Genomic DNA, 7,519 nt, shown 5'->3' on the forward strand with positions numbered 1-7,519 from the left:
ACAGCAAGGACAGGCAGACGAGCCGGGATGATATACAAACAGATACTATAGTTTATTACTGGAAGGATTGAACTATGAAAACCTATGCACAATGGCAAGGCAGCGGTATTGATTTAAGCAAGTTTTTACAGCCGGGGGACAAAATAGATTTGGCAATGGTCGATTATTTTGTGGGTGTTCTGCCGCCTGTCTTTATGTCCCGTGATTGCGTCCAGATCGGGGAACCCTACAGCCTTGACGCTGAAGGCCGTCAAACATACGCAACGGCTGAAAAGATCGGGGCAGATTGGGTTTATACGGGGATTATGGCTTGTAAAAAACAGCCGCCAAATCTCTACGAAATTCACACCAAGGCCAAGGCAAAATACCCGGATTGTATCGTCTTTTTGAAGCGGGGCGATTTTATGCTAACCCTTGCCGATGATGCTATATTGTTTGCCGGGCTCGTGGGTGCCGAATATGGAACCCGAACATATAACGGGCAGAAAATCCCGTGCATCGGGGTCTTATGGGTTTTCCGGGATAAGTACCTTATCAAGTGTTTGCAGGCCGGGCATAAAGTCGCCCTGATGGAAAACGTCCTCGATAACGTGGTATCTGTTGAGATCAAACGGGATATTGTCAGAATCACGGATGCGAATATATTTGAACTATAACCTTAAAACCGGAGGGAATGATGGAAACTACAGAACGTGAACATTTGCGAACCTGGCTGAAACGTTGTCAAGCCGTATTAGTGGGAAACCTTTGCAACGGCTTTTTGTTTGACGAGGAACTATCCGGGCCGGATGGGGCACACTTTACATTGTTTGTCCCGGAACGAACCGACAGGGCAGAAATTGACAAAGCCGAGGCCGATTTGCGGAACCGTTACGACGTAACCGGGTTTACGGTTGAACGTGTCCCGGCTGATATTCTGGCGGAATTCCTGCATACTACAGCAGGCAAGCCGGAAGGGGGATGGATTGTGTCTGCCCGGTGGATTGTGGAAAACAAACAGGCCCGGAAAATCGACGCCGAGGGAAACTTTATAGACAAGCACAAGGCCGGGGGTCAGTTGTGCGATCTATGGACCGCCTCCCGGATGGTTGCGATTTATGACAGCCTGCAAAAAGAGGAAAACCGGGTCAAGTTCCATAATATGAGTTTTGCGGTTGCTCATCATGTGGCTATGAAACTGTAAAACAGGGGGGGATAAAATGAAAACGCCAACCATAGATCAGATAGATTGTATTTTTCTGGAGGCAACGTGTGCGGGGATTACGAAGGCCCGGTGGGATAAATTGATGCAAGGGGCAACGCGAGCCGACAAGCGGACAGTCAATAGGATTGTACGGGTTTATCTGCCTGATTTATATCAGTCCCTTGCTTTGCATCTCAACAATCCGTACAAATACTATAAAACAGAAACGCATTTAGTTCTTGTCCATAGCGAGATTGAGTACTTTATGCCCTATAGTTTGCGGAGGTGCGGATGACAGCCCGGAACGATTGGACAGCCCATTTAGTCAAGTATTCCATACCGCAATTACGCAAGCGGCAGCGGATTTGTGAGGCTCAAATTGCAGTTGCTTACAAGGCCCGGAATACCGAGGCTTTAATCCGGCTGTATACTATGCAGGATAGTTTGACAGCAGCGGTAATGATTAAAGCGGGGTATATGAAATGACCAAAAAACAAAAGCAAAAACTGGCAGCGTTTGCGATTACAACCGCTGAATTGGCCGGATTTATCAAAAAGCAAGGCCCGATTTGGTATGACTACGAAAAACAGACACGGGCCGGGGTATTGAATCTGACTGTCCGGGATAATACCGAGTCCAAGTCTGCCGGGATTGATTTATTTATGCGGTTTGACAGCCCGGATAGAGCAAGGGCAGCGGGTTTTGATTGCAATCCGTTCTCAGGCAAGTACAATTATTGCGGCATATCCGCAAAGGAAAGTATTGAAAGCATATTACAACAATTTTAAAAGGGGTAAACTATGGAACCGATCACAAAAGTTCTTTTCAGGAAGTACAAACAGGGCGGGGATATTCTGGCGTTATTCCCGGAGATCCCGGCGGATATGAACCCGTACCATTGTCAAAGTTTTCAGCACGTCGGGCAGCACGGGGCCGCTGATTTTCAACACTGTATTCATACGCTGACAGTCCCGGCAAGCCCGGCGGAATATGCCGACCTGAAGGCCGAACTGGAGGGGCGGGGGTACAATTTGCAGGTAATTCAGCGGGCTTCGTTCAAAGATCACGAGGCCCGGAAAGCCGAACTGAAACGAATGCAGGGATAATCCTATGAGTAAAAGTGAGGATTATTAAAAGAATTGCAGGAAGGGCCGCTCTTTGAAAAGTAAATAGGTGTGCTTTGGGACAGGTTTTCTAAAGTTTTAGATGGACATTTTTGCTTTTTTGGGTATTGTCAATACGCACATGAATCCATTCCGGCAAGATTACCACGTCACCTACCGCGTGATAACTGCGGTTTGTTTGAGCATGGAACCCGAAAATTCGCAGTTTTCGGGCTTCCCATTTCTTGAGTTTGTCGGGAATCAGTTTAATCAGTTTACCGTATTGCTTGGTCCCCATTTTGATTTGCCGCAATTCGGGATACCGCTTACGATAAAACTCGATATGACAGTCCCCACGTTCTGCCGGGGTCAGATCATAGTTGTTCTGCTGCTCGATAAAACTCATACCGATACCACCGACAACAGAGACGTTTCCAATTTGACAGCGATACCCTTGCTCGACAAGATTGTTGTAAACCGCATACGCTTTGTCCTTGCCCCGGTATTGATGTTCATCGACCTGATGCGGTTTGTCTTTTGACCGCCAAGACACTTCATAAATATCTGACATAGCAGTTCTCCCTTCTTGTCCCGCTGCACACCTATTCACTTTTCAAAGAACTATCTACTTTGTTAAAATACATTATATCATATATCCAGAATAAAGTCAAGTGAAATAATTTTGCAAGTACCTAACAAGGGATGATTTGAAAGAAATTATCATGCCTGACGATATTAAAAACGTGGATGAAAAAAAAATTTTACCGGTGTGCGTTCAGTGCGGGTACTGCTGCACAGTCCGCCCGTGTTTTTACGGGATTTGGAACCCGGATAAAAAAGCCTGTAATTTCTTGGCCGATCACCCGGACGGCATACGCCGGGTGTGCCGACTGTTTGACGCGATTCGTAAAGATCAGCAAGACGCGATTTATCCGATGTTTTGGGGCGGCTGTGAAGCCCCGTTATTTAATACCATAAGAGAAGAGACAATTAAAAAGATTAGGGGGAAAACCGATGAACAAAAAAAGACGTAACCGACTGGAAAAAGTGTTTGACGAACTGACGGAAATTATCACAGAAGAACAAGATGCAATTGCCCGTATCCCGGAAAGTTTTGCCAACTCTGACCGCGTTGAAAAAATGGAAGATAATTTGGACGTATTAGCAGATGTATTAGATAATATTCAATCGGTGATTAACAATGACTAAAAAACCACGAACCATATCAGAAGCAGCATTGTATTTTGCAAGCCCGGCAATGTGTCGCAAATTGCGTTGGCCGGGGGGAAAGCCTGTCTGTCCTGTTTGCAGCAGCACACGAACCGGGCAGATCGTCACGCGACATTTGCGGCGATGTTTGGACTGCCGCAAACAATTCAGCGATAAGCAAGGCACACTGTTTGAATCCCCGCTGCAATTGGGCCAGTGGTTTTTCGCCTGTTGGATTCTATACAATTACCCTAAAACCACCTGTCAACGACTGAGTGATTTGGTGGGTGTCACTGTCCGAACAGCATGGCAGATGCGGCGAAAATGGAATGCAGGTCTATCCCTAATAGTAAGGCCCGGCACCTTTGAGGACACCATAAAACAACTGTTTTTTCTCTCAAAAAACCAAATAAATGAGGTATTGAAACCCCCGAAATCACGCTAAAACGCCAGTATTGCACCATACCCCTAAAAAATTTTCTTCTTTTATGAGACTTTTTTGTTTACTTAAAATGAGAGCCGGTTTATTATTGATAACCGTAGCGGATGGTTGTTATATCAGGGGTTACAATATAAAAAGGTGAAATATTGGAGGATTTTTCCCGCTGCTCCTTCTGCCCTTGCGGGGCAACCTTTCTTTAGTCCCTACTAAAGTGCCTTTCACCCCCGCAAGGGTCTTTTGACAAGTAAAGAAAACCCGGTTTGACCGCCCTGTATCTCTGCCCCTCTCTGGTCAGTTATGCCCATAACCTGACCCATCCTCCTCCTTCAGCAGAGTGCAGGGCGGACCTTTGGGTTTTAGAGGTCAAACAATATGATTCAGTTCAAAAGTAATACTTGTTCGTCCTGTCATAAACGAGGCCCGTTCATGGGTGGGTATAACCACGAAAACCAAACATGGTTTTTATCCTGCTTATGGTGTGGTGAGATTATGGAAACAACCGAGGCCGTCGTTAAGGACCAAATTTTATTACAGCAGCAGATTGGTAAACATGCCTGCCCTAACTGCGGGATTCAGGCCCCGGCCAAAGGACGGATTACTCTATCCGGGATTATGGAATTTGCCTGCACCAATTGTGGATTCAAAGAAATCCTGACCCCCTATGGATTTGAGCAATATATGAAAGTGATCGGCGGGAGGCTGAACCCGTGAAAGATTTGCATATCATTGTTTGTGGAATACATATTACGTTGGGGCTGTTTTTTGTAACAGCCATGATAAAGCTGCTGTACGATAGAGTGACCCTGTTGCCGTCAATTCCCTCACTAAAACCCTCGGCACCCGATCATATTCAACGCCGCCATAAAGGTTATCTAAAACGCCGTCGTATTGTATTATATCACTGGTGGAAACTTCTGATTATCGACTTACTCAACGCTTGTGCGAACATCACATTTGCTTATTTACAATGGACGTGGAGTTTGAAAAAATGACGTACTCTGAATTTGTTTTACAATTTATTGACCCCACGACCGTATCGGATGAAGCGGCCAAAGAGGGAACCTATTACACCCGTGCGATATTCGATCAGTTACATCATCCTTTCCGGGTTGCCCTTGGACTGGTTCTTAGCACAAGTCGGTCTATTGTCAGAACGGATATTCCGAACCTGATTTGGATTAAAGCGGTTCTGTCTGCCCTGTCTGTCTGCGTTGTCGAACAAGGGCGGAATCTAAAATATCCCCGCCCCGGCGACACAATTCCCCGTTCTAAAGAACCTTGGATTGTTGACGCTCGCATTGAACATATTTCGTACCCGTCTATAAATCATTACAAACCGTCTGAAAACTGAAAGGAATGTGCCTATGCTAAAATAAGTGAAATCCTGTGATTATTTGTGTTTGAAATGAATTGTTATTGACGATATGATTTGGAGGGAAACTCTAATGAATATGAAAAATGAAAAACTTGTTTTAACTATTGTAGCGTATCTATTGTTGTCCTGCGTCACACTGGCGGGGACCATCATCCTGTCCACCGATATTGAACTGCCTGCCCCGGACCCGGACCCTAATCAAGTGATAACAGTCTACTTTCACAGTGATGCCCCGCTGCTGTTTATGAATCTGCTGATTCGTGTCAATGGCGATGCAACGCTTGTCGGGATGATGGACCAAACCAACTGTGGTCAATACGGGTGGGATGAATCCGCGTTTACCTGTACTGTCAACCCGGATAATTCAATTGAATTGTTCGGCTTGAACTGGAATGAAAACACAGCCTCGACGGTCGGGTATCTGCAATTTACCTGCAACAGCGGCAAGGTGTACATTTATCTGGATAACGAAGAATCAATGGCCGTCAGTTGGACCGAAGCCCATACTGTCTCAACCGAATCAATCCGTGTTGGCACACTAACATTACCGCCCTTGATCGAACGCGACGAGCCGGAGTTTTCGATTAGCCGGAATCCTCTAACGCCCACGGACCCATGCTGGCTCGACTTGCAATCCTTGTTTACGATGACGCGATTTGCCGAGATGTCTACTGGCCCGGAATATTTGGAATACGGCGAACCGTTTCCAGCAGTTGTCATTTATTCAGACATTACCACCAATCAGGTTTGGGAACCGAACTGTGTTTATATCGTCGCCGCTCAAATCTATGTTCAAGCCCTATTGGTTATAGAACCCGGCACCACCGTCTTGTTTGATTTTAATTGCGGGATGTTGGTTAACAATGGCGGCACGTTGATTTCAGAAGGAACCCCTGACAAGCCAATCATTTATTCGCCGCTGTTAGCTGTTGATTATGAAGTCGAAGAAGATACCTATATCGGTATCGGCAACTGGTGGGAATGGTACCGCATATTCCGGTACCAATATATTAGCCCGATGATTATCGAAAGCACCGCCTCCCCCGCAACCAGTGTTTCATATTCGTTTGTCGAAGGGGCACAAGCCGGGGTCATTCTCGACGGCATTACACTGGACAAACCCATCGAAAACAATACGTTCTTTGGGAATATGTACGGCGTTTACGAAGTTGGACCCGCCTTGACCGATGTACGCAATAACCTGTTTTACGTCCATGAAAAATCGGCAATCGAAATTGTAGCAACACTGGACCCGAATGATGTTCCGGAACGGATTCTCAATATTGAACATAATACCTGCGATTATGGGTGGACTTACGGTATTATATTTCACGGCATGGACGACCCCAACGGTCCTATGCCGTATGTAGTACTGGCCAACAATGTAATGACCGAAAATTATGGTTGCGGATTATACCTGAATGGTTGCTTTCATTACATGTCACTTAGTAACGGCTATCACATGAACGAATATGACAAAAATTATGATTTCATGGAGTTTAATCCTGTCCACTCTGCTATTTATCCTTATCAACCCGAATTTGGCGACGACCCTCGGCTTTGGCACCGGTTTGTCCCGGACTGTAATTTTATTGATGCCGGACTGGTCTCTATCGCACAAACGTCCCTTGTCGGTATGTCTACGGACTTAGAGGGTAGACCAGATTCAGGAATGTTGGATTTAGGCTATCACTATATGGATTGGAATTTTATTCGCACCTCCGGGGTTGATGACATACTGGCCATTGCGGATTACTGGCTTTGTTACGACCCGGCGGACCCCAATAGCCCTAACTACGTTGACCCCAATTTTGTCACTGACCCTAACGATCTTGCCGATCTGCTGCAATTTGGCGGTGATCTGGACCATAGCGGATTTGTGGATTTGGAAGATTTCGCCGTTCTATCCCGGTCATGGCGTGCCGCTCCAGACGCCCCCGATCTTGTTCCGGTAATTGGCGGTAATCCCGATGAAGGATGGATTGCCCTTACCGCCAGTCAACCAAGTACCGATACGGCATTTGTGTATGCCTATATCAATGGCCAATATATCGGACAAGTCTATTCGGCAGGCAGTAACATAGAAAAGTATTGTGATCTGACAAATTTTGGAAATCGACCGCTTGAGATTAAATTTATCGTCATGGACATGGACGAAAATGTCACGAATTCGCTGCCGTGCTTATACGAACCTGACGAACCGTTAT

The 7,519-nt window shown here is 46.0% G+C and carries 11 protein-coding genes; 10 read left to right on the top strand and 1 reads right to left on the bottom strand.

Going from position 1 to position 7,519, the window contains the following annotated elements:
• Positions 1-74 precede the first annotated feature (74 nt).
• The 4 genes from M0Q24_RS11025 to M0Q24_RS11040 all read left to right on the top strand — a co-directional run bounded on the left by M0Q24_RS11025 (position 75) and on the right by M0Q24_RS11040 (position 2,289).
• The gene (locus tag M0Q24_RS11025; protein WP_295050626.1) at positions 75-656 is read left to right on the top strand and encodes a hypothetical protein; all 582 of its coding nucleotides are present in this window, start codon (positions 75-77) and stop codon (positions 654-656) included.
• A 20-nt stretch (positions 657-676) separates the two neighbouring features.
• Positions 677-1,183 (top strand): hypothetical protein, encoded by a 507-nt coding sequence (locus tag M0Q24_RS11030; protein WP_295050628.1) that lies wholly within the window; start codon positions 677-679, stop codon positions 1,181-1,183.
• Between the two features lie 482 nt (positions 1,184-1,665).
• The gene (locus tag M0Q24_RS11035; RefSeq protein WP_295050630.1) at positions 1,666-1,971 is read left to right on the top strand and encodes a hypothetical protein; all 306 of its coding nucleotides are present in this window, start codon (positions 1,666-1,668) and stop codon (positions 1,969-1,971) included.
• Between the two features lie 12 nt (positions 1,972-1,983).
• On the top strand, positions 1,984-2,289 hold the full coding sequence (locus M0Q24_RS11040) for a hypothetical protein (RefSeq protein ID WP_295050632.1): 306 nt from the start codon (positions 1,984-1,986) through the stop codon (positions 2,287-2,289).
• Positions 2,290-2,377: 88 nt separating this feature from the next.
• Here M0Q24_RS11040 and M0Q24_RS11045 read toward each other — a convergent pair whose 3' ends face one another.
• Positions 2,378-2,857 (bottom strand): hypothetical protein, encoded by a 480-nt coding sequence (locus M0Q24_RS11045; protein WP_295050634.1) that lies wholly within the window; start codon positions 2,855-2,857, stop codon positions 2,378-2,380.
• A 136-nt stretch (positions 2,858-2,993) separates the two neighbouring features.
• Here M0Q24_RS11045 and M0Q24_RS11050 point away from each other — a divergent pair, with 136 nt between their 5' ends.
• The 6 genes from M0Q24_RS11050 to M0Q24_RS11070 form a co-directional block, all read left to right on the top strand.
• Entirely contained in the window at positions 2,994-3,320 is a 327-nt protein-coding gene (locus M0Q24_RS11050; RefSeq protein WP_295050636.1) for a hypothetical protein, read from the top strand.
• Positions 3,301-3,495 carry a hypothetical protein gene (locus M0Q24_RS11055; RefSeq protein ID WP_295050638.1) on the top strand — a complete coding sequence of 65 codons (195 nt, stop codon included), beginning with the start codon at positions 3,301-3,303 and terminating at the stop codon, positions 3,493-3,495. The genes M0Q24_RS11050 and M0Q24_RS11055 overlap by 20 nt, the downstream gene beginning before the upstream one ends.
• 49 nt (positions 3,496-3,544) lie before the next feature.
• The gene (locus M0Q24_RS11680; protein ID WP_366934195.1) at positions 3,545-3,940 is read left to right on the top strand and encodes a transposase; all 396 of its coding nucleotides are present in this window, start codon (positions 3,545-3,547) and stop codon (positions 3,938-3,940) included.
• Positions 3,941-4,363: 423 nt separating this feature from the next.
• Entirely contained in the window at positions 4,364-4,648 is a 285-nt protein-coding gene (locus tag M0Q24_RS11060; protein ID WP_295050640.1) for a hypothetical protein, read from the top strand.
• On the top strand, positions 4,645-4,929 hold the full coding sequence (locus M0Q24_RS11065) for a hypothetical protein (RefSeq protein WP_295050641.1): 285 nt from the start codon (positions 4,645-4,647) through the stop codon (positions 4,927-4,929). Before M0Q24_RS11060 ends, M0Q24_RS11065 begins: the two co-directional genes overlap by 4 nt.
• A gap of 453 nt (positions 4,930-5,382) precedes the next feature.
• Positions 5,383-7,519 (top strand): right-handed parallel beta-helix repeat-containing protein (locus M0Q24_RS11070; protein ID WP_295050643.1); only part of this gene is annotated, 2,137 nt, incomplete at its 3' end.

The organism is Sulfurimonas sp. (assembly GCF_023228785.1).
Classification (GTDB): Bacteria; Campylobacterota; Campylobacteria; order Campylobacterales; family Sulfurimonadaceae; genus Sulfurimonas.